The organism is Pseudomonas ulcerans (assembly GCF_036324125.1).
Taxonomy (GTDB): domain Bacteria; phylum Pseudomonadota; class Gammaproteobacteria; order Pseudomonadales; family Pseudomonadaceae; genus Aquipseudomonas; species Aquipseudomonas ulcerans.
Window position 1 is genome coordinate 225,093 of sequence record NZ_JAZDQN010000005.1, and the last position, 21,132, is coordinate 246,224.

The window sequence follows — 21,132 nt, forward strand, 5'->3', positions numbered from 1 at the left end:
GGAGCGAGCTTGCTCGCGAACGGCGGCGAAGCCGTCGCAGAACCTGAGTCCGCAGTTTCCCAGGCAAACCGAAGTGGATGGCTTTGGGGCCGCTTTGCGCCCCTTCGCGAGCAAGCTCGCTCCCACGATCAAGATTGTTCTCTGCGCGACAGCGCAGCCTGAAAGGCTGGGTGAACTCTCATGGCAACACCCGGGCGACGGCGTCGAGCATGACCTGGGGCGAGGCCAGTTGCATCTCGCGGCTGGCGATATGCACTGCGACCTGCACCGAGCTTGCGCGGGTCATGCGTTCGCCGGTGGCGGCGTCGCTGATCAGGTAGTTGATCTTCAGGCGGTTCTCCCACTCCACCAGGCTGGCGCGCACCGTCAGGCGCTGGCCGAAGGTGGCGCCGCGCACGTAGCGCAACTGCAGGTCGATCACCGGCCAGGCATAGCCGGACTCCTGCATCTGCAGGTAGTTGTGGCCCAGGTGGTCGAGCAGCGCACAACGCGCTACTTCCAGGTATTTCACGTAGTGCCCGTGCCAGACCACCAGCATGCTGTCGACATCGAAGAAGGGCACCAGCACTTCGGTGTCGACGTGAAGAACGCCCTGACTACGCATGAAGCCTCCAGTGTTGCTCGGCGATGCGTTGCAGGCAGCGGCGCAGGTCGCTTTCCAGGGCCCGGTCCTCGATCACCGGGGCGAAGTCGTCGAGCAGGGCCCGGTGCATGGCATCCAGCGCAGGCGGCAGCGGCCGGGCATCGGCTTCGCGGTTGCGCAGCCAGACGCCCTGATTGGCCGCCAGCAAGGTCGCGGCGGCCACCTGCTCGGTCAGTTCCAGCACCCGCAGGGCATCGCGGGCGGCGATGGTGCCCATGCTCACCTTGTCCTGGTTGTGGCATTCGGTGGAGCGCGAGAACACGCTGGCCGGCATCGTGTTCTTGAGGGCCTCGGCGGTCCAGGCGCTGGCGCCGATCTGCACGGCCTTGAAACCGTGGTTAATCATCGCGCGGTCGGCCGGGGCGCCGGACAGGTTGCTCGGCAGGCCGTGGTTGTAGCGCACGTCCACCAGCAGGGCGAGCTGCCGGTCCAGCAGGTCGGCGACGTTGGCCACCAGGTTCTTCAGGCTGTCCATGGCGAAGGCAATATGGCCGCCGTAGAAGTGCCCGCCATGCAGGACGCGCTCGGCGTCACCGTCGATGATCGGGTTGTCGTTGGCGCTGTTCAGTTCGGTCTCGATGAAGCCGCGCAGCCAGCCCAGGCTGTCGGCCAGCACGCCGAGCACGTGGGGCGCGCAGCGCAGCGAGTAGCGATCCTGCAGGCGGTGCAGGGGCGCGGTGGGTGCGTCGATGGCCAGGTCCTGGCGCAGCCAGGCGGCAACCTGGGTCTGGCCTGGGTGCGGCTTGGCGGCGAACAGGCGCTCGTCGAAGTGTTCCGGATTGCCTTGCAGGGCCACCACGTTGAGCGCGGTGATGCGCGTGGCGAGCTTGAGCAGGTAGTCGGCGCGGGTCCATGCCAGGCAAGCGAGGCCGGTCATCACGGCGGTGCCGTTCATCAGCGCCAGGGCTTCCTTGGGCCGCAGCACCAACGGCTGCCAGCCCAGCTCGCGATGAACGTCGGCGGACAGGCGGCGCTCGCCGCGGTACAGCACTTCGCGCTCGCCGGACAGGGTCGCGGCCACGTAGGACAGCGGGGTCAGGTCGCCGCTGGCGCCCACCGAGCCTTCCTCCGGGACCACCGGCAGGATGTCGTGCGCGATGAAGGCCTGCAGGCGCTCCAGCAGTTCCACGCGCACCCCGGACACCCCGTGGCACAGCGACTGCAGGCGCGCCGCGAGCAAGGCGCGGGTCGAGGGCTCGTCGAAGACCCGGCCCAGGCCGCAGCCGTGGAAGGTGAACAAATGCCGGGGCAGGGCCTCGACATGCTCCAGCGGCACCGCCACCACGCAGGAATCGCCGTAGCCCGTGGTCACGCCGTAGATCACTCCTTCCTTGTCCAGCAGGGTGTCGAGGAACTGCGCGCCGCGGGCGATGCGCGCGCGGTAGCCGGCATCGTCCTGCAGGCACGATTCGACCTGGCGCTGGGCCAGGGCGTGGATGTCTTCGATCGAAAGCGGCGTCTCGCCGAAGGTTACGGGCTCACGCGGATGCATCGTCATCGTTCTTCCAGAAAGGGTAGAAGTTGAACCACTGCCGCGGCGCTTGCAGGCAGTAGTGGCCGAGGCGCTCGGCGTAGCGCGCGGCATGCTCGGCGATCACCGGGTCGCGCTGGCTGCGTCGCCATTGCACGGCCTCGGCGAAGGGTTCGAGGGTGATCTGGTAGCGGCCCTGGCGCTTGAGGCAGAACAGCAGGTTGACCGGGCACTTGAGCAGCCCGGCCAGCAGCCATGGACCTTGCGGGAAGGCGGCGGGCTGGCCGAGGAAGTCCACCGTCACGGTGCGCGCGCCATGCAGCGGGATGCGGTCGCCGGCGATGGCCAGCCACTCGCCGCGCTCCAGGCGCTGGCTCAGTTGCAGCATGATCGCCGGGTCCAGCTCGCTGACCTGGATCAGGCGCAGGTGGGTCGCGCCGGCCTCGCCCAGCAGGCGGTTGAAGCGCTCTGCGTGGCGGGTGTGCACCAGCACGTTCATGGTCACCTGCTGGCCGATCTCGGCCAGGGCGCGGCACACCTCGAGATTGCCCAGGTGGGCGCCCACCAGCATCTGCCCGCGTTCGCCGCGCAACTGGTCGTGCAACTGGCCGGGGTCGACGATGTCGATCTGGTCGAGGCCGAGCCGGCCGTTCCACACGTCGAGCTTGTCCAGCAGGGCATCGGCGAAGGCCATGAACTGGCCGAACACGCTAGCGGTGGTGGGACGCAGCCCGGCCTGGCCGCTCCAGGCGGCGAGGTGGCGCTGGTAGGTCCAGGCCGCCCGGCGGGCGCGGCGACCGAAGAGGAAGAAGTACAGGACGATGCCGTACAGCACCGGGCTGAGCAGGCGCCGGCCCAGCAGCTTGACGCCGAAGGCGGTGAGCTTCATCAGCAGGAAGCTGCCGCGCTCCTGGTGGTCGGCCCAATGGCGCTCCTGGCCGCTCATGCCGTCCACCGCCGCCAGAGAATCAGCGGTGCACGCAGCAACATGCCGAAGAACAGCTTGGTGTGCATCTTCGAGATCAGCGCGTTGTCGTGGAACAGGCGGAAATGCGAGAGGCCATCCTGCGGGTAATGCACCCGGGTCGGCAGCCACTGCATCGGCTGGTTGCGCCAGGACAGGCGCACCAGCACCTCCGGGTCGAAGTCCATGCGCCGGCCGAGATCGACCTTGTCCATCAAGGCCAGCACCGGGGGCAACGGGTAGACGCGGAAGCCGCACATGGAGTCGGGAATCTTCAGCGACAGGCTGTTGATCCACACCCACACGTGGGTCAGGTAGCGGGCGTACAGGCGGCCCTTGGGCACGCTGGCGTCGTACTGTGGATAACCGCAGATCAGCGATCCGGGATGGGCCCGGGACTGTTCCAGGAAGCGTGCGACATCGGCCAGGTCGTGCTGGCCGTCGGCGTCCACCTGCAGGGCATGGCTGAAGCCAAGCCGCGCCGCTTCGCGCAGGCCGGCCATGACGGCGCCGCCCTTGCCCTGGTTGACCGGCAGCTGCACCAGCCAGGTGTCCGGCGCTGTCGCCAGCTGCCGCAGTACCGTGGCACAGGCCGGGCTGCTGGCGTCGTCCACCAGCACGCAGGGCAGGCCGGCGGCGCGCAGGTCGGCCACCACCGCCGGCACCGCCAGCTCGTGGTTGTACACGGGAATCACCGCGCAGGGCTTGGTCATGAGGCGGCCTCCAGGAGGATGCGGCCGCTGGCGCAGGCTTTGCCGTCGCAGCTGTAGGCGAAGTACAGCTTGCCGCGCTCGGCATCGAAACGCAGGGTGAGCAGCAACTGGTCGCCGGGGCGCACCAGTTGCTGGAACTTCAGCACTTCCATGCCGGCAAAGCGCCGTGGCTGGTCGAGCAGGGGCTGGCCGAGGGCGATGGCCCAGTCGACCTGGACCACGCCGGGCAGCACCGGGGTCTTGGGGAAGTGGCCGTTGAAATAGGCGAGGTCGCCGGAGATAGCCAGGGTCAGGTGCAGTTCGTCGTCGTGGCGCGCTTCACCGAGCACATCGGGGCCGGTAGGACGAGGCGCCATCAGCAGGGTGTCGACCAGCGACTGCGGCAGCTTGCCCTGGGCGCTGTACGGCAACTGCCGCAGCAGGCGCCAGCGGCGTGGCAGGGCCAGGGCCTCGCAGTGCGGGCGCAGGTGCGTGCGCAGGGTTTCGGTGACGGCGCGACGGCCCTGGTTGCGCAGGGCATGCAGGCCGCTGGCACTGAGTTGCAGCAGCGCGCCGAGGGCGGCGCGGCCGCCGTGGATCACGCCCAGGCGGGCGTCCTCCACCCACGGATGCTGGAGCAGCGCCTGTTCCAGCGTGGGCAGGGCGATGCGTTTTTCTTCCAGCTTGACGATGCGGTCCAGACGCCCGAGCAGGCGGAAATGGCCGTTGGCGTCGAAGCTCACCGCGTCGGCGCTCTGTTCGATGTGCCCGGCGGGCAGGTACGGCGATTCGATGCACAGTGCGCCGTCGTCGCTCTGGCTCAGGCGGATGCCGGCGAACGCCTGCCACAGGCTGTCGCCCTGGCGCCAGGCAATGCCGCCGGTTTCCGAACTGCCGAGGATTTCCGTCGGCCACTGGCCGAGGCGCTGGTGCAGGGCCGCGGCGGCGTCGGCCGGCAGTTCGCCGCCGGACGAGAACACCCGGCGCACGTCGCTCAAGGCCGGCCAGTCGAGGTTGTCGCCCATGCGCTTGAGCAGCGCCGGGCTGGCGACCCAGGCGAAGGCCGGGTGCTCGCGGCTGGCGCGTTGCAGATCCTCGGGGAACGGCAACTGGCGGCGCACGAAGGTGCGTCCGGCGCACAGAGGCCAGAGCACGCGGAACAGCAAACCGTAGATGTGCTGCGTGGCGACGCTGCCGATGATGCAGGCATCGCCCAGGTCGCCGCCCCACAGGGCTTCGAGGCTGTTCACCTCGTTGGCCAGCTGGCGCAGGCACTTGTCGATGCGCTTGGGCGCGCCGGTGGAGCCGGAGGTGCACAGGCTCAGGCGGCAGGCGTCGAGGTCCAGGTCGGCGGCTGGCAAGGGCTCGGCGAACAGGTCGGCGGGGCGTTGGTCCTGTTCGCTCAGCCACAGGTCGACCTCGGCGTTCCAGCGCTGGCGGGTCTGTTCCTGCAGGTCGGCGGGCAGCAGCACCTCGACCCCGGCACGCCAGGCGCCGAGCAGGGCCACCGCCAGCTCGGCGGCGTCTTCCAGGTAGATGGCCAGGCGGCGCACGCCACGCTGTTGCAGGCCGGCGGCCAGGCGCAGGGCCTGCTCGCAGAGTTGCGGGTGGGTCAACGCCGGGGCGTGGCTGACCGGGCGCGGGGCCTCGGTCGGCCGCAGCATCTGCTCAAGGTTTATCCATTTCATGAGCGTCCTCGCACGCGTTGTCGTATCAGCCATTCGATGCCGAACAGCAGGCCCATCAGCCCGTAGGCGATCAGGCCGTTGTAAAGGGTCCACCAGGCCAGCGGCGCCCACAGGGTCAGGGCCGCGGCCACCAGGCCATTGGCCAGGAAGAACGCGCTCCACACCTCGGTGACCCGCCGTGTGTAGCGCACCGCCTTCTCCGGTAACTGCGTCTCGCTCAGGCGGGCCAGACGCTCGGCCATGGGCATGCCCACCACCAGGCTGGAGCCGAACAGGGCGAGCATGAAGGCGCTGATCAGGACCGGGTACCAGCGCAGCAGCGCCGGGTCGTCGAACAGCGCCAGCAGCGCGCAGAAGACGATGGCCAGCAGCGCCATCCAGCGTCCGCCGGGGTTGTGCGGCTGGGTGAGGGCACGGGCCAGCCACAGCCCGCCAAGCAGCAGGCCGAACTGCCAGGGCGCGAAATGCGCCATGCCGAAGTGCACCGCGAACGGGTACAGCAGGCCGGCCACGACCAGCCCGAGCCCGATCAGGCGTTTCATGCCGCCGGGTTGACCAGGCGGTATACCGCTTCGACCACGTCGTTGACCGTGCGCACGGCCTTGAATTCCTCGGCGGCGATCTTCTTGCCGGTCTGGCGCTTGATGTGATCGATCAGGTCGACGGCGTCGATGCTGTCGATCTCCAGGTCCTCGTACAGGTTGGCGTCGAGGGTGACGCGCTCGGCGTCCAGTTCGAACAGTTCGACCAGCGCGTCGCGCAGGGTGTTGAAGATGTCTTCACGGGTTTGCATGGTGCGGTCTCAGGCGGCCTGTTTGGCGGTGACGAAAGCGGCCAGGCTGGCCACGTTGGCGAAATGCGAGCGGGTGTCCTTGGCATCGGCGTCGATCTTGATGCCGTAGCGCTTCTGGATCGCCAGGCCGAGTTCGAGGGCATCCACCGAGTCCAGGCCCAGGCCTTCGCCGAACAGGGTCTGCTCGTCGCCGATGTCGTCCGCGCTGATGTCCTCAAGGCCCAGGGCCTCGATGATCAGGTCTTTGATGTCATGGTTCAGTTGGGGATTGCTCATCTTCTGCGAGCTCCTTGATGAAGTACTGGTGCAAATGGTCGTTGAGTTTTCGCGACGCCTGCGGGGCCGGGCCCTGGCTGGCGAAGGCCCGTGGGTCGATGTCGCTGCCGACCCGCAGGCTGAAGTGCACGCGGCGGTCCGGGATGCGGTACCAGGGTTCGCATTTGGTCAGGGTGGTGGGGCTGACCTTGATGGTCACCGGGGTGATCACCCGCGCGCCGCGCAGGGCGATGGCGGCCGCGCCGCGATGGAAGGCGGGGGCCTTGCCGGGTTCGGTGCGGGTGCCTTCGGGGAAGATCACCAGGGTCTGGCCGCTTTGCAGGGATTGGACGGCGGTATCGAGCATGTCCATGCTGCCGTCGTTGCTGATGTACTGCGCCGAGCTGACCGGACCCCGGGTGAAGGGGTTGCGGAACAGGCTCTGCTTGACCACGCAGTTGCTCTGCCGGACCAGGCCGATCAGGAACACCACGTCGATCAGCGACGGGTGGTTGGCGATGATCATCTGCCCGGGACGCCCCAGGCGCGCGGCGCCCTCGACGCTGTAGGTGAGCACGCCGCAGGCGGCCATGAAGCGGATGAAGCGCCAGAACAGCCAGCTGATGGTGTGCCGTGCCCGCTCGCGGTGGCGCACACGGTCTCCCGGCAGGCAGGCCAGCAGCGGAAAGACCAGCAGGCGCAGGCACAGGCCGCCGAGCCCGAACAGCAGGAAGCTCAGGGCGGTGGCCAGCAGACGCCAGTGCCAGGCGTCACGCGGGCGGCTCAGGCCTTGCGTTGCCAGTTCCATGTGCGGTCCTTGAGGCTGTGGGTGCAGGTGTTGCGCTCTTCGAGCAGGCAGCGCAGCCAGCTCAGGGGGTGGCATTCGCTGGCAGGTGGGACCGGGTCGCCGCCCAGGGACAGGTTCCAGTCCGTGCCGGGGGTCAGCAGCAGGCCGAGGGCGTAGTCGCAGGGGACATCGGTGATCCACGGGCGGTAGGCTTCGGGCGGCTGCTCCTCGGCGACGATCAGCAATACCGCCGGGGCGCCGTCATGCAGCAGGCCGGCGGCTTCCACCACGCCCTGCTCGAAACCGTCGCCTTCGGCGGCGATGGCAGTCATTTCGCTGGTCTCGCCGCGCATGATCGACCACAGGCCGATCACCGCGTTGTGCACGGAGAGGCTGAACTGGGTGGGCGAAAGGGGCTCGCCGTTGCTCAGGTCGCTGAGGATCTCGAAGGTGCGCGGGGTTTCGCCGTGGCGGGAGACGAATACCAGCGGCAACTGCTCAAGGCCTTCGGCCAGTGGCCAGCCCACGGCGAAGGCCATGCGCGCCAGGCGGCTCAGGCGGCGGCGCTGCATGGCCGGCAGGAACGCCACGTCGGGCGCTGCGTCCGCGCTGTCGGTCGGGGGCTCGCCGCAACTCCACTGCTGCCAGTGCGCAGTCGTCGAGCGCCCGGGCGCCCAGGCGCGCCATTGGCTGATATTGAATGTGATCAAGGTGTGTACTCGCCCTGAGGGACTTCCATGCCGAGGGGGACTCGGAGCAACGGCCTGCAGGGCGAAATCGCCGAGTGCCGGGCATTATCCCGGTGCAAGAGGCCTCAAGCAAACAATGTATTGCTATTGGTTACGATGCTGACTGAGTGAACAGACCTTCAAACGCAGCGGCCGGTTCGCCCTGGCGCTTTTTCCCGACAGGCGGCCCGCACCTGTTGTCGGTCGCTTTTGCGATCTCTTGAGTCGTTGCGCACTGGTCAATCCCGCAGGCTGAACACATACTCGGTCATTCTTTGAAACACGGAGGTCTTTCCATGCGGCGCGTGGTGTTCAATCAGAAAGGTGGCGTCGGCAAGTCCAGCATCGCCTGCAATCTTGCGGCGGTGAGTGCCAGTGAAGGCTATCGGACCCTGCTGATCGACCTGGATGCCCAGGCCAACTCCACCCAGTACCTCACCGGCCTGACCGGCGAGGACATTCCCATGGGGATCGCCGACTTCTTCAAGCAGACCCTGTCGTCCGGGCCGTTTGCCAAGAAGAACAAGGTGGATATCTACGAGACCCCGTTCGACAACCTGCACGTGGTCACCGCCACGCCGGAGCTGGCCGACCTGCAGCCCAAGCTCGAGGCGAAGCACAAGATCAACAAGCTGCGCAAGTTGCTCGACGAGCTGGACGAGGACTACGACCGGATCTACCTGGATACGCCGCCGGCCTTGAACTTCTATGCGGTTTCGGCGTTGATCGCGGCTGATCGTGTGCTCATCCCCTTTGACTGCGACAGCTTCTCGCGCCAGGCGCTGTATGGGCTGTTGTCGGAGATCGAAGAGCTGAAGGATGACCACAACGAGGCCCTGCAGGTCGAGGGTATCGTGGTCAACCAGTTCCAGCCGCGGGCCAGCCTGCCGCAGCAGATGCTCGAAGAACTGCTGGCCGAGGGCTTGCCGGTGCTGCCGGTCTACCTGAACAGCTCGGTGAAGATGCGTGAGTCGCATGAGGCCAGCTTGCCGCTGATCCACCTGGAGCCGCGGCACAAGTTGACCCAGCAGTTCGTCGAGTTGCACTCGCTGCTCGAAGAGAACGCCTAGATTCCCTGGGTGCGCAGCCACTCCAGCAGTTGCTGGAGTGGGAATGCGCCGCTCTGGCGTGCGACTTCCCGGCCGTTCTTGAAGAGGATCAGGCTGGGGATCGAGCGGATGCCCAATTGGCCAGCCAGTTCGCGGTTGGCTTCACTGTCCAGTTTCGCCAGCCGGCAACGCCCGGCCAGTTGCCGTGCGGCCTGCTCGAAGACCGGCGCGAAGGACTTGCACGGCCCGCACCAGTCGGCCCAGACATCGATCAGCAGGGGCAGGTCGCCCTTGATCTGGCTGCTGTAGCTGGCGTCTGTCAGGTCGAAGGGGGTGCTCAGCAGGACCGGGCCCTTGCAGCGACCGCACTTGGGGTCGTCGCCGAGGCGGTCGGCAGGGAGGCGGTTGAGGCCGTTGCAGTGGGGGCAGGGGATCAGGAGTGGGTCGGTCATGGGGGATTCCGGAAGGCGAGTCGTTGCAGGCTATGTGGCGGTGTTTCCGGGGTTTTCAAGGTGTTCTTCCGGGCCTCATCGCTGGCAAGCCAGCTCCCACAGGGACCGCGTGCGCCGCAAAACTGGTGGGAACTGGTTTGCCAGCGATGAGCATAGGTATCTACACATCCCGAGCGATGGTCGGCGGGTAGGAGCTGCGTTAGCTGCGAAGGAGCGCGCAGCGGTCCCCAATCCTGCCTATCCAATGAGCCTGGAGAAACGCGGCAGACCGGGCACTGTGAATCCATGATGCGGCTTGGTCAGAGGCTCGTGCAGGATGGTTCCGGGAGCGCTGCGCGCTCCTTCGCAGCTAACGCAGCTCCTACCTGGACCGCGCCGCAAACCGGAAGATGTGTGGATACCCATGCAGTGATGAGGCCCGAATGAACACCACAGTACTCAGGAAGAACAACTGATCTCCAGATGCTTCCCCCACTCCGGCGGCCGTTCGGCATAGGCCTCCATCCCCGCCTGCTCCTCGAACGGCCGGCGCAGTACTTCATGCAGCCGCCGCACCTCGGAGAAATCTCCCGCCTGCGCGGCCTCGATCGCCCGCTGTGCCAGGTAGTTGCGCAGCACATACAGCGGGTTCACTGCATGCATCCGCTCCCGCCGCCCTTCGGCATTGCCCGGCTCGCGGTTCACCCGGGCCAGGTAGTCCTGCGACCAGCGATCGAACCCGGCCAGGTCGATGAAGTCTTCCCGCACCACCCGCAACGCCGCTTCCACCGCCTGGTCCCCGAGCTTGCGGAAGAACAGGCTGTAGTCCACCGCCCCCGGCTGCATCAGGCTGAGCAGGCGCTGGATCAGTTCCTTGTCGCCGTCTTCCGCCGTGGTCAGCCCCAGGCGCCGGCGCATCAGGTCGAGGTAGTGCGCCTCGTACAGCGGCAGGAACATCGCCAAGGCCTCCTGCAACGCCTCGACACTGATGAACGGCGTCAGCGCCTGGGCCAGCGCGCTGAGGTTCCAGTGGGCGATCGGCACCTGGTTGCTGTAGCTGTAGCGCCCCTGGTCATCGGAGTGGTTGCAGATGAAGCCGGCATCGAAGTCATCGAGGAAGGCATAGGGGCCGAAGTCGAAGGTGATGCCGAGGATCGACATGTTGTCGGTGTTCATCACCCCATGGCAGAAACCATAGGCCTGCCACTTGCCGATCAGCTCGGCATTGCGCTCGACGATGGTACGGAACATCGCCAGGTACGGCTCGTCGTCCGCACGGCAGTTCGGGTAGTGCAGGTCCAGCACATGGTCGACCAGCAGGCGCTGCTGCTCCGGCTGGCGGGTGTAGTAGAAATACTCGAAGTGCCCGAAACGGATATGGCTCGGCGCCAGGCGCAGCAGCATCGCTGCGCTCTCGCGGGTTTCGCGCCAGACCGGAGTGCTCGACCCGATCACGCACAACGCCCGGCTGCTGGGAATGCCCAGGGCATGCAGCGCCTCGGAGGCGAGGAATTCGCGGATCGACGAGCGCAGCACCGCGCGGCCATCGCCCATGCGCGAGTAGGGCGTCTGGCCGGCGCCCTTGAGGTGCAGGTCCCAGGACTCGCCGGCATCGTTGCGCACTTCGCCCAGCAGCAGCCCGCGCCCGTCGCCCAGGCGCGGGTTGTAGGAGCCGAACTGATGCCCGGAATAGACCATCGCCCGTGGATCGGCCTCGGACCACAGCTTGTGGCCGCTGAACAGTTCGGCGAACACCGGGGAATACGCCTCGGTCGGCTCCAGGTCGAGCAGGGCCATGGCCTCGGCGCTGGCCACCACCAGTTGCGGATCATCGATCGGCTCCGGCAGCACCTCGGTGGAAAACGCATCGCCCAGGCGGGCGAAGCGGTTGTCGAAGGTCAGTTCGTCGAGGGCTTTCACGCGGGGGCTCCTGGCGTTTCGGGGCCGGACTTGGTCTGGTCCATGGGAATCAACTGCTTCTTGTTGCCCGCGGTGTCCATGATGAACACCTCGACCTGACGCACGGAAATCTTGATGTTGTGCGCCTTGAACTCACGGTTGATATAGCGGTTGAGCTCGTCGAGGGTCGGGTTGCGGTCGCCGAGGTCGCGCACATGCATGCGCAACTCGTGGTCCAGCGAGCTTTCGCCGAAGTTGAGGAAGTACACGATTGGCTCCGGGTCCTTGAGCACCCGCGGGTTTTCCCGGGCGCCCTTGAGCAGCAGCTCGCGCACCAGGTCGAGGTCCGAGCCGTAGTCGATGCCGAGCTTGAGGGTGACCCGGGTGACCGTGTCGGTCAGCGACCAGTTGATCAACTGGCCGGTGATGAAGGTCTTGTTGGGGACGATGATGTCCTTGCGGTCGAAGTCGGTGATGGTGGTGGCGCGGATGCGGATCTTGCTCACCGTGCCGGACAGGTTGCCGATGGTGATGGTGTCGCCGATCCGTACCGGACGCTCGAACAGGATCATGATGCCGGAGATGAAGTTGGCGAAGATCTCCTGCATGCCGAAGCCCAGGCCCACCGACAGCGCCGCCACCAGCCACTGCAACTTGTCCCAGCTGACGCCGAGGGTCGACAGGGTGGAGACGAAGCCGACGCCGACGATGATGTACGACAGCAGCGTGGTGGTGGCGTAGGCGCTGCCCTGGGCCAGGTCCAGCTTGGACAGCACCAGCACTTCCAGCAGGCCCGGCAGGTTGCGCGCCAGGGCCAGGGTGATGCCGACGATGACCAGGGCGCCGAGGAGGTCGCCGAGGCTGATCGGCACCATGCTCGCCGCCGCGCCGGTGCCGCTGGTGTATTCGTAGAGGGTGAAGTTGTTCAGGTAGGCGAACACGGTGATCAGGTCGGCCCAGACGAAGTACAGCCCAGCGATGAATACGCCGAGCAGCGCCAGGCGGATCAGGCGCAGGGACTGCTGGTTGACCTGTTCGATGTCCAGGGTCGGCTCTTCCACCGGCACCTCGCCGTCGAGGCCTTCCTTGACCTGCTGGCGCTTGGCCAGGGCGCGCTGGTAGGCCAGGCGCCGCGCGGCCACGGCCAGGCCGCGGACGAAGGTGGCCTCGATCACCAGCCAGAACATCAGCAGGTACAGGGTGTAGATCAGCCGGTCGCTGAGCTTCAGCGCGGTGTAGTAGTAGCCGAAGCAGACCGCGACGAACAGGGCGATGGGCAGGGCGGTGAAGGCCACGCCCACGGCCTTGCGGAACAGCGAGGTGTTGCGGTGGGTCGGGCTGCTCAGCAGCAGGCGGCTGAGCAGCCAGGCCATCAGGGCGTAGCAGGTCAGCACCACGCCGATGCCGAGCACGTCATCGGCCAGCGCCGACGGCTGGTGCTCGGCCACCGCGACCACGCCGACCAGGGCCAGCACCACCGCGCCCAGGCGGCGGATCCAGCGCCGCAGGAACTCGACCTGGGGCTTCTCCCAGCGGAAATGCAGCTCGGCCACGCCGCCGGGGGCGAGGATCCGGTAGGCGGTGTAGAACACCAGCCAGGCCTGGGCAACCTGCCACAGCGCGGCGCCGAGGTTGGCGTTCTGGCCACGGGCGTCGATCTGCAGGGCATAGCTGCACAAGGCGAGGAACAGGCTCAGGGGCAGGGCCAGGAGGATGTTGATCAGGATCGCCTGGGGCGTGTGCCACTGGCTGTCGCGCTTGAAGTGGCCGATATCGCTGTGGACCTTGCTCAGCCGCGCGTAGAGGTACTTGCGGCGCCACAGCAGGGCGCCGATCAGCAACAGCAGCGGCAGGAACAGCAGTGGCCGCTCCAGCAGCCCGTCGGCCAGTTCGGTGACGCCGGCGCCCCACGGCAGGCTGACCATCTGCTTCTCGAAGCGCTCGGGCACGTAGCGCAGCCATTCCAGGTCGAGCGGCTTGTTGCTGGGGATCCAGAACATCTGCTCGTCGAGGGTCGAGCGCAGGTTCTGCGCGGTACTGAGCAGCTGTTTCTGGTTGAGTTGCAGGGTGATGGATTCGTTGAGCAGCGCGCTCAGCTCGCGGTTCAGGCGCTCCAGCAGGTCGGCGCGGGTGATCGCCACCTCCAGCAGGGCCTTGCGCAGGGCTGGCGTGGCTTCGTCGGCGGGCTGGTTTTCCAGCAGCTTGTCGACGTACTGGCTGGGGCTGGCGATCAGTTCGCGCTGCTGGTTGACCTCGAACTGGTACAGGCGGATGTCGGCGATCTGGTCGGCCAGGTCGCGGTCCAGCTTGAGGTGGGGCAGGGCCTGCTTCTGCTTGTAGAGGATCTTCGACAGCAGCAGGCTGCCCTTGAGCACGTTGATCTGCTCGTCCAGCGCCTGGTCGGCCTGGTTGAGGCTGTCCAGTTGCTGCTTGGCCTTGAGGTTCTGCTGGGTCACCTCGTTGAGGCGGTCGGTGCTGCGCAGCAGGTAGTCGGAGAGCTTCAGGTTGGCCGCGCTCTCGGTGGCCAGGACGGTGCCGCCGCCGGCTTTCTGCGCTTCGATGGACTGCTGGGTGACGGTCTGTTGCGACTGGGCCAGGCGCTTCTCGTTGATCAGCGTCTGCAGGTCCTGGATTTCCTGTTCCATGCGCGCGACACGCTCGATGAGCAGGTCGTGCTGGGTGCTGCCGAGGTCTTGCAGCAGGCTGTTGCCGGCCAGTTCCTGGCGGCGCAGCAGGGTCAGGGCATTGAGCGAGGCCAGCTCGGCATTGAGCTGGTTGCGTTGGTCGGCGGACAGCGCCTTGCCATTGTCCTTGCCGGACTTGAGCAGGCTGTTGATCTGCTGGGTGCGGGTCTGGTTGTTGCTGATCTCGGCCTGGGCGCGCTCGGGACGGGTCTGCGCGTTGATGGTCAGGCTGTTGGCTTCGGACAGGGCCTTTTGCAGCTCACCCTGCTCGTTGGTGCGGTCGGACAGCACCTGCTCCAGCTGCGGCACGCTCATGGTTGCGTAGCGCTGCGGCACCGGGCTCGGCTTGGTGGCCAGCAGACGCGCCAGCTCGCGCTGGTTCTCGGCGGTCTGTTTCGGTGCGTCGAGCAACTGCTGCTTGAGCGCGGCCAGGCGTTTTTCGTAGTCGGCCTTGTTGGCAAGGAACGCCAGGGTCTGCTCCAGCACTTGCTGCAGTGCCTTCTGGTCCGCCTCGGGCAGCTTGCGCTCGGCGATCTTGTCGAGGCTTTGCTGGACGCTCTCGGTAGTGGGCGGCTCCGCGGCAAACGCGGAGGGAAGGGACAGGCACAGCCCGAGCAGGGCTGCGCCGACAAAGGTGCACAGGGACATAGGCAGAAAATTCGTACGGCCGAACTGGAAAATGCAGTGTAAAGGAGCCGCTTTTACAGGAACAGGCCGGGACCCGGGCGACTGCCTTCGGGGAATCGGATCCCCACTTTCTGGATTTTGTTCCCGTCCATGAGCGCCACGGTCCAGGTGGTGTTGTTCCACTCGATCTGGTCGCCGACCACCGGTGCGCCGCCGACTTTCTGCTGGATGAAGCGGGCGAGTGGCATGTGCGGGTCCTGGCCGTCGAGCTTGAGGCCGTAGAGCGCCGCGACGGCGCCCAGCTCGGCGTCGCCTTCGAGGACGAAGTCGCCAAAGAAGCGCAGGTCGAGGCCGCGCTGGGGCGCCTGGCTGAACAGCTTGCCGAGGGCCGGCAGGTCGTGTTCATGGCCGATGACGCAGAGCAGGTCGCCGACTTCGAGGGTGGTACTTCCCGACGGATGGAGCAGTTGCTGGCCGCGGAACAGGGCGGCGATACGGGTGCCTTCCGGCATCTTCAGCTCGCGCAGGGCGGCGCCGATGCACCATTTTTCCGCACCGAGGCGGTAGACGAACAACTCCCACTCGCTGGTGACATGGACTTCCAGGGCCGAACGGGAGATCGGCGCCGGGTCCGGCGGTACGGTTACCTTCAGCAGGCGCGCGACCCACGGCAGGCTGGTGCCCTGCACCAGCAGCGAGACCAGCACGATGAAGAACGCCAGGTTGAAGTACAGCTGGGCCTGGGGCAGGCCGGCCATCAGCGGGAACACCGCCAGGATGATCGGTACCGCGCCGCGCAGGCCGACCCAGGAAATGAAGGCTTTCTCGCGGCCATGGAAGGCCTTGAACGGCAGCAGGCCGGCGACCACCGACAGCGGTCGGGCGATGAGGATCATCCACAGCGCCAGGGCCAGGGCGGGCAGGGCGATCGGCAGCAGGTCGTGCGGCGTGACCAGCAGGCCGAGCACGAGGAACATGCCGATCTGCGCCAGCCAGGCCATGCCGTCGAGCATGTGCAGGATGCCGTGGCGGCTGCGGATCGGGCGGTTGCCCAGGACCAGGCCGAACAGGTAGACGGCGAGGAAGCCGCTGCCGTGCAGGGCGTTGGTCAGGGCGAAGGTGACCAGGCCGCCGGCGATCACCAGGATCGGGTAGAGGCCGCCGGCCAGGTTCATGCGGTTGACCAGTTGCAGCATCAGCCAGCCGCCACCCAGGCCCAGCGCGCCGCCGATGCCGAATTCGCGCACCAGGTGCAGCAGCAGGCTCCAGTGCAGGCCGGTCTGGCCGCTGGCGATCATGTCGATCAGGGTGACGGTGAGGAACACCGCCATCGGGTCGTTGCTGCCGGATTCGATTTCCAGGCTGGCGGTGACCCGCTCGTTGAGGCCCTTGCCGCCGAGCAGGGAGAACACCGCCGCGGCGTCGGTGGAGCCGACGATGGCGCCGATCAGCAGGCCCTGCATCAGGTTGAGGTCGAACAGCCAGGCGGCGGCCATGCCGGTGAGGCCGGTGGTGATCAGCACACCCACGGTGGCCAGCGACAGCGCCGGCCACAGCGCCACGCGGAAGCTCGCGACCCGCGTGCGCAGGCCGCCGTCGAGCAGGATCACGGCGAGGGCGAGGTTGCCGACCAGGTAGGCGACGGGATAGTTGTTGAAGATGATGCCGCCACCATCGACCCCGGCGACCATGCCGACCGCGAGGATGATGACGAGGATAGGGATGCCCAGGCGCGACGACAGCGAGCTGACCAGAATACTTGCTCCCACCAGCAATGCGCCGATGAGGAACAGGCTGTTGATGGTGCTCGCATCCAAAGGCAGTACTCCGGGGGACATCGCAGAAGGGAGACCTGATTGATAAGCAGGTCGCGTGCCAACCGATTCTAACCTGATGAATTGGCAGGCTGTAAAGCGTTTCCGCAGATGTAGAAAAGGCACCTGGGTCAGGTGCCTTTTCATGTGTTGCCTATGTGGGCCCTATCGCTGGCAAGCCAGCTCCCACAGGTATTGCACAAGTCTTGAAACCTGTGCTGACCCTGTGGGAGCTGGCTTGCCAGCGATGAGGCCGTTGCAGGCCCCATCAATGCATCAGGCCTGCTTCACTTCGCGCATGGCCTTGCCCTTCACCGGCGCACCATTGGCGACGTAGTACTTGGCAGTGCTACGCGGCAACGGCTGGCGATTGCGGATCTTGTCGGCGATTTTCTCGGCGATCATGATCGTGGTGGCGTTGAGGTTGCCGGTGATGATGATCGGCATGATCGACGCATCCACCACCCGCAGGCCTTGCATGCCATGCACACGGCCCTGGCCATCGACCACCGCCATGTCGTCTTCGCCCATCTTGCACGAGCAGGACGGGTGGAACGCCGTCTCGGCGTGCTCGCGGATGAATTTGTCCAGCTCTTCGTCCGTCTGCACGTGCTCGCCCGGGCTGATCTCGCGGCCGCGGTAGGCGTCCAGCGCCGGCTGGGCCATGATTTCGCGGGTCAGGCGGATGCCGTCGCGGAATTCCTGCCAGTCCTGCTCGGTGGCCATGTAGTTGAACAGGATGCTCGGGTGCTGGCGCGGATCGCGGGACTTCAGCTGGATGCGACCACGGCTCGGCGAACGCATCGAACCCATGTGCGCCTGGAAGCCATGTTCCTTCACGCCATTCGAGCCGTTGTAGTTAATCGCCACCGGCAGGAAGTGGTACTGGATGTTCGGCCATTCGAATTCCGGGCGGGTACGGATGAAACCGCCGGCCTCGAACTGGTTGCTGGCGCCGATGCCGGTGCCGTTGAACAGCCATTCGGCACCGATGGCCGGCTGGTTCCACCACAGCAGCGACGGGTACAGCGAGACCGGCTGGGTGCAGGCGTACTGCAGGTACAGCTCCAGGTGGTCCTGCAGGTTCTCGCCGACGCCCGGCAGGTCATGCACGACCGGGATGTTGAAGCTTTCCAGCAGCGCGCGGGCGCCGACGCCGGAGCGTTGCAGCAGTTGCGGCGAGGCGATGGCACCGGAGCAGACGATGACTTCCTTGCGCGCACGGGCTTCCACGCGTTCTTCGCTGGAGCCGACCAGGTAGGTCACGCCGACGGCACGCTTGCCTTCGAACAGCACGCGATCGGTCAGGGCGTGGGTGACGATGGTCAGGGTCGGGCGTTTCTTGGCGGTGTCCAGGTAGCCGCGGGCGGTGCTGGAGCGACGGCCGTTCTTGGTCACGCTGCGGTCCATCGGACCGAAGCCTTCCTGCTGGTAGCCGTTGAGGTCTTCGGTGCGCGGGTAACCGGCTTGCACGCCGGCTTCGACCATGGCGTGGAACAGCGGATTGTTGCCGGCTTTCGGCGTCGCCACGCTGACCGGGCCTTCGCCGCCGTGGTAGTCGTTCGGGCCGATGTCACGGGTTTCCGCCTTGCGGAAATACGGCAGGCAGTCGAGGTAGGTCCAGTCTTCCAGGCCTGGCAGCTTGGCCCAGCCATCGAAGTCCATGGCGTTGCCGCGGATGTAGCACATGCCGTTGATCAGCGAGGAGCCGCCCAGGCCCTTGCCGCGACCGCATTCCATGCGGCGGCCGTCCATGTGCGGCTCCGGATCGGTCTCGTAGGCCCAGTTGTAGCGGCGGCCTTGCAGCGGGAAGGCCAGCGCGGCCGGCATCTGGGTGCGGAAGTCGGCGCGGTAGTCCGGGCCGCCGGCTTCCAGCAGCAGGACGGTGACGCCTTCGTCTTCGGTCAGGCGGGTGGCCAGGGTGTTACCGGCCGAGCCGGCACCGACGATGATGTAGTCGAAAATATGGGAGGACATGTTCTGTTCCCTCTTGGGCAAGCGGGTGGGAAAGCGGGGAGGCGCCCGGTCGGCAGGGACCGGGCGCGGCTACAGGACGCGGCTTAGAAGACCGAGTTGTAGTTGCCCAGCTCGACCTGGACCGACTTGATGCGGGTGTACTGGGCCAGCGAGCTGACGCCGTTTTCGCGGCCGACACCGGATTGCTTGTAGCCACCGACCGGCATTTCCGCCGGCGACTCGCCCCAGGCGTTGATCCAGCAGATACCGGCTTCCAGCTTGTGGATGATGCGGTGGGCGCGGCTGATGTCGTTGGTGCAGACGCCGGCGGCCAGGCCGTATTCGGTGTCGTTGGCGCGGCGGATGACTTCTTCCTCGGTCTCGTAGCTGAGGATGCTCATCACCGGGCCGAAGATCTCTTCCTTGACGATGGTCATGTCGTCGCGGCAGTCGGTGAACACGGTCGGCGCGACGAACGCGCCCTTGGCGAATTCGCCCTCGGTCAGGCGCTCGCCGCCGCACAGGACGCGGGCACCTTCTTCCTTGCCCTTGGCGATGTACGACAGGACGTTTTCCATGTGCGGGAAGCTGACCAGCGGACCGAAGTTGGTGTTCTCGTCTTCTGGATTGCCAACCCGGATGCGGGCGACACGTTCAACGATTTTCGCTTCGAAAGCTGCCTTCATCGACGCCGGAACGAACACGCGGGTGCCGTTGGTGCAGACCTGGCCGGAGCTGTAGAAGTTGGCCATCATCGCGATGTCGGCGGCCTTGTCCAGGTCGGCGTCGTCGCAGATGATCAGCGGCGACTTGCCGCCCAGTTCCATGGTCACTTCCTTCAGCGAGGAGCTGGAGGCGCTGGCCATGACCTTCTTGCCGGTGGTGGTGCCGCCGGTGAAGGAGACCTTCTCGATGCGCGGGTGCTCGGTCAGCCAGGTGCCGACTTCGCGGCCGCTGCCGGTCAGGACGTTGAACACGCCGTCCGGCAGGCCGGCTTCGGTGTAGATCTCGGCCAGTTTCAGGGTGGTCAGCGAGGTGACTTCCGATGGCTTGAAGATCATCGCGTTGCCGGCAGCCAGGGCCGGGGCGGATTTCCACAGGGCGATCTGGATCGGGTAGTTCCACGCGCCGATGCCGACGGTGACGCCCAGCGGCTCGCGGCGGGTGTAGACGAAGGACGATTCGCGCAGCGGGATCTGCTCGCCTTCGATGGCCGGGACCAGGCCGGCGTAGTATTCGAGCACGTCGGCGCCGGTGACGATGTCGACGTAGCGGGTTTCCGAGTAGGACTTGCCGGTGTCCAGGGTTTCCAGGGCGGCCAGCTCGTCGTTGCGCTCGCGCAGGATGTCCACGGCACGGCGCAGGATGCGCGAGCGCTGCATGGCGGTCATGGCGGCCCAGACTTTCTGGCCGCGCTCGGCGCTTTCGACGGCGCGCTCGACGTCGGCCTGGGTGGCGCGTTGCACGTGGGCGAGGACTTCGCCGTTGGCCGGGTTGATGGCCTCGAAGGTGGCATCGCTGCCAGCGTCGACGTAGCCGCCATCAATGTAGAGTTTTTGCGTTTCGAAACGGGCCATAGTGTCCTCGCAAGTGCAATGTGGGTGGCTATCCGGCAGTGGCTCCCGACTTCTTGCGGGGCGCTTTGCGCGGGGTGGCAGAGGCCTGGGTCTGTGTGTCCGGGCTCGTCTGCTTAGCCAGTTGTAGATCCATGTATTCGTAAGCGATTTGTTGCGCCTGGTGGGTATCGAAGGCGTCTCCCGACAGCGCACCGCGCAGCCACAGACCGTCGATGAGGGCTGCCAGGCCGCGGGCTGCGCTGCGTGCCTGGGCAAGCGGCATGGCGCGGCGGAACTGGCAGCACAGGTTGGAATACAGGCGGTGATCGTTGATCCGCTGCAACCTGTGCAAGGACGGCTGGTGCATGCTGGTGGCCCAGAATGCCAACCAGGTTTTCATTGCCGGGCCATTGACCTGGCTGGCGTCGAAGTTGCCTTCGATGATCACCTGCAGGTGGGCGCGCGGGCTGTTGTCCGTGAGTGCCTGGCGACGGGCGGCGACGCCCTCGCTCAATACCGTCATCAAGTACTGCATGGTCGCTGCGATCAGGCCGTTCTTGTCCCGAAAGTAGTGACTGATGATGCCATTCGACACACCGGCCAAACGGGCGATCAGCGCAATGCTGGCATCCCCCATGCCGACCTGGTCGATAGCCGTCAACGTGGCTTCGATCAACTGCTGGCGGCGAATGGGTTGCATACCGACCTTGGGCATCTTGCAAATCTCCTCAGGCCTGCGAGCAGACGACAAGCGGCTGACTCGGCGAAGGCCAGTCTATTTTGTTTTGATTGAACGTTCAATCAACAAAGAATAAGCTCTGCGACAATTCGTACCCTTGACAGGCCCTGAGGCCCCGTCAGCAGGTCCGGATTGGCACCCCCGAAAGACGTGTAACCCCTTTGTAACAAGGTAGTTGGCGCGCATAGACGCAACGTTGAACAGATCTGCCGAACGGGCTCATGGCCCTGCGGCAAAACCCTTGAGCCGGGGTTTTCTGCCTGTTTTTCAACGCATTCGATTTGGGATCACGGTTTTTCAAGGTGCTTTTATAACACCTGTGGCGATGGGGCTATTGCACCAATTGCCCGGGTGAC

Annotated in this window: 18 protein-coding genes; 1 reads left to right on the top strand and 17 read right to left on the bottom strand. The window is 66.2% G+C overall.

All coding sequences use genetic code 11. The features are described 5' to 3' along the window. Window positions 1-178: 178 nt before the first annotated feature. From V0R59_RS07250 to V0R59_RS07295, 10 genes are read right to left on the bottom strand one after another with little or no spacing between them, the layout of a single operon-like run. Window positions 179-604 carry an acyl-CoA thioesterase gene (locus tag V0R59_RS07250; protein WP_330073587.1) on the bottom strand — a complete coding sequence of 142 codons (426 nt, stop codon included), beginning with the start codon at window positions 602-604 and terminating at the stop codon, window positions 179-181. Beyond that, the gene (locus V0R59_RS07255) at window positions 597-2,141 is read right to left on the bottom strand and encodes an HAL/PAL/TAL family ammonia-lyase (RefSeq protein ID WP_330073586.1); all 1,545 of its coding nucleotides are present in this window, start codon (window positions 2,139-2,141) and stop codon (window positions 597-599) included. The genes V0R59_RS07250 and V0R59_RS07255 overlap by 8 nt, the downstream gene beginning before the upstream one ends. Further along, complete coding sequence (locus tag V0R59_RS07260) at window positions 2,122-3,060, bottom strand: LpxL/LpxP family acyltransferase (protein ID WP_330073585.1); 939 nt, start codon at window positions 3,058-3,060, stop codon at window positions 2,122-2,124. The genes V0R59_RS07255 and V0R59_RS07260 overlap by 20 nt, the downstream gene beginning before the upstream one ends. Next, window positions 3,057-3,791, bottom strand: a complete 735-nt coding sequence (locus V0R59_RS07265; protein ID WP_330073584.1) for a glycosyltransferase family 2 protein — start codon at window positions 3,789-3,791, stop codon at window positions 3,057-3,059. Before V0R59_RS07265 ends, V0R59_RS07260 begins: the two co-directional genes overlap by 4 nt. Then, window positions 3,788-5,458, bottom strand: a complete 1,671-nt coding sequence (locus tag V0R59_RS07270; RefSeq protein ID WP_330073583.1) for an AMP-binding protein — start codon at window positions 5,456-5,458, stop codon at window positions 3,788-3,790. Before V0R59_RS07270 ends, V0R59_RS07265 begins: the two co-directional genes overlap by 4 nt. Then, window positions 5,455-6,000, bottom strand: coding sequence for a COG4648 family protein (locus V0R59_RS07275; protein WP_330073582.1), 546 nt, complete (start codon window positions 5,998-6,000; stop codon window positions 5,455-5,457). Before V0R59_RS07275 ends, V0R59_RS07270 begins: the two co-directional genes overlap by 4 nt. Continuing rightward, window positions 5,997-6,251, bottom strand: a complete 255-nt coding sequence (locus tag V0R59_RS07280) for an acyl carrier protein (protein WP_330073581.1) — start codon at window positions 6,249-6,251, stop codon at window positions 5,997-5,999. Before V0R59_RS07280 ends, V0R59_RS07275 begins: the two co-directional genes overlap by 4 nt. A gap of 9 nt (window positions 6,252-6,260) precedes the next feature. Beyond that, complete coding sequence (locus V0R59_RS07285) at window positions 6,261-6,527, bottom strand: phosphopantetheine-binding protein (protein WP_330073580.1); 267 nt, start codon at window positions 6,525-6,527, stop codon at window positions 6,261-6,263. Beyond that, complete coding sequence (locus tag V0R59_RS07290; RefSeq protein ID WP_330073579.1) at window positions 6,502-7,314, bottom strand: lysophospholipid acyltransferase family protein; 813 nt, start codon at window positions 7,312-7,314, stop codon at window positions 6,502-6,504. Before V0R59_RS07290 ends, V0R59_RS07285 begins: the two co-directional genes overlap by 26 nt. After that, window positions 7,290-8,003 carry a beta-ketoacyl synthase chain length factor gene (locus V0R59_RS07295; RefSeq protein WP_330073578.1) on the bottom strand — a complete coding sequence of 238 codons (714 nt, stop codon included), beginning with the start codon at window positions 8,001-8,003 and terminating at the stop codon, window positions 7,290-7,292. The genes V0R59_RS07290 and V0R59_RS07295 overlap by 25 nt, the downstream gene beginning before the upstream one ends. Window positions 8,004-8,317: 314 nt before the next feature. On the opposite strand from V0R59_RS07295, the gene V0R59_RS07300 reads away from it, so the two are divergent. Then, on the top strand, window positions 8,318-9,091 hold the full coding sequence (locus V0R59_RS07300; RefSeq protein WP_330073577.1) for a ParA family protein: 774 nt from the start codon (window positions 8,318-8,320) through the stop codon (window positions 9,089-9,091). On the opposite strand, the gene trxC is transcribed toward V0R59_RS07300, so the two are convergent. The 7 genes from trxC to betI form a co-directional block, all read right to left on the bottom strand. Then, window positions 9,088-9,522, bottom strand: coding sequence for a thioredoxin TrxC (trxC, locus tag V0R59_RS07305; RefSeq protein WP_330073576.1), 435 nt, complete (start codon window positions 9,520-9,522; stop codon window positions 9,088-9,090). The two genes, V0R59_RS07300 and trxC, sit on opposite strands and share 4 nt — an antisense overlap. A gap of 438 nt (window positions 9,523-9,960) precedes the next feature. Further along, window positions 9,961-11,421 carry a protein adenylyltransferase SelO gene (selO, locus tag V0R59_RS07310; protein ID WP_330073575.1) on the bottom strand — a complete coding sequence of 487 codons (1,461 nt, stop codon included), beginning with the start codon at window positions 11,419-11,421 and terminating at the stop codon, window positions 9,961-9,963. Then, the gene (gene mscK, locus V0R59_RS07315) at window positions 11,418-14,732 is read right to left on the bottom strand and encodes a mechanosensitive channel MscK (protein WP_330073574.1); all 3,315 of its coding nucleotides are present in this window, start codon (window positions 14,730-14,732) and stop codon (window positions 11,418-11,420) included. Before mscK ends, selO begins: the two co-directional genes overlap by 4 nt. 53 nt (window positions 14,733-14,785) lie before the next feature. Continuing rightward, on the bottom strand, window positions 14,786-16,528 hold the full coding sequence (locus tag V0R59_RS07320; protein ID WP_330073573.1) for a potassium/proton antiporter: 1,743 nt from the start codon (window positions 16,526-16,528) through the stop codon (window positions 14,786-14,788). A 273-nt stretch (window positions 16,529-16,801) separates the two neighbouring features. Continuing rightward, window positions 16,802-18,502 (bottom strand): choline dehydrogenase, encoded by a 1,701-nt coding sequence (gene betA / locus V0R59_RS07325; protein ID WP_330073572.1) that lies wholly within the window; start codon window positions 18,500-18,502, stop codon window positions 16,802-16,804. An 83-nt stretch (window positions 18,503-18,585) separates the two neighbouring features. Further along, window positions 18,586-20,058, bottom strand: a complete 1,473-nt coding sequence (gene betB / locus V0R59_RS07330) for a betaine-aldehyde dehydrogenase (RefSeq protein WP_330073571.1) — start codon at window positions 20,056-20,058, stop codon at window positions 18,586-18,588. Window positions 20,059-20,086: 28 nt separating this feature from the next. After that, entirely contained in the window at window positions 20,087-20,752 is a 666-nt protein-coding gene (gene betI, locus V0R59_RS07335) for a transcriptional regulator BetI (protein WP_330073570.1), read from the bottom strand. Window positions 20,753-21,132: the final 380 nt, after the last annotated feature.